At 36.9% G+C, this 518-nt stretch carries 2 pseudogenes; both read right to left on the bottom strand.

The window, feature by feature from the left end:
• Positions 1-351: pseudogene (locus PSH48_RS20780) on the bottom strand (hybrid sensor histidine kinase/response regulator); the annotation flags it as partial.
• Positions 352-431: 80 nt separating this feature from the next.
• A pseudogene (locus PSH48_RS20775) lies at positions 432-518 on the bottom strand (DNA-binding response regulator); the annotation flags it as partial.

Raw genomic sequence — 518 nt, 5'->3', positions numbered from 1 at the left:
CATTGAGGGCTGTAAAAATGTGAAATAAACAAGCAGCAAAGCGCTGAGCGCTGTAAATAAGCAAACAAACTTAAGGCCACGACCATGATAATTTAAAAATTGACTCAGTGACAAACAATGCACAATAGAGGCTAAAAACATCATGTTATTAGCAAGGGTAATGGCAATCTGATCAGGAATTTTGCCTATTAGCGCAAAACTAACAATGGCAGCTAATAGCAGTAAAGGATAAAAAATATAAAGTAACGTGCCGGGAACATGCTTATTGGTACGCCAGGTTAAAAAGTTCAGTAGCGTCATCACTGTCATAACGGCGATACTGGCAAAATAAAGCGTAAATGAGTCGAGCATTAAGACCCCAACAGCGTTTTTTAAAGAAGATATAAAAACAGGCACTTAAAGTGCCTGTATGGTATTTATTCAAACAAACGTTAACGAATTTCGTCAGGAATGTTTTGTTGTGCCCAAGAAAGTAATTCAATACGGTTACGACATTTAGTTTTTCTAAATGCACTGTA

Origin of the sequence: Pseudoalteromonas sp. Angola-4, from assembly GCF_028599265.1 — a bacterium.
Lineage (GTDB): Bacteria > Pseudomonadota > Gammaproteobacteria > Enterobacterales > Alteromonadaceae > Pseudoalteromonas > Pseudoalteromonas atlantica.
This window is presented reverse-complemented; position numbering and strand designations above follow the sequence as displayed.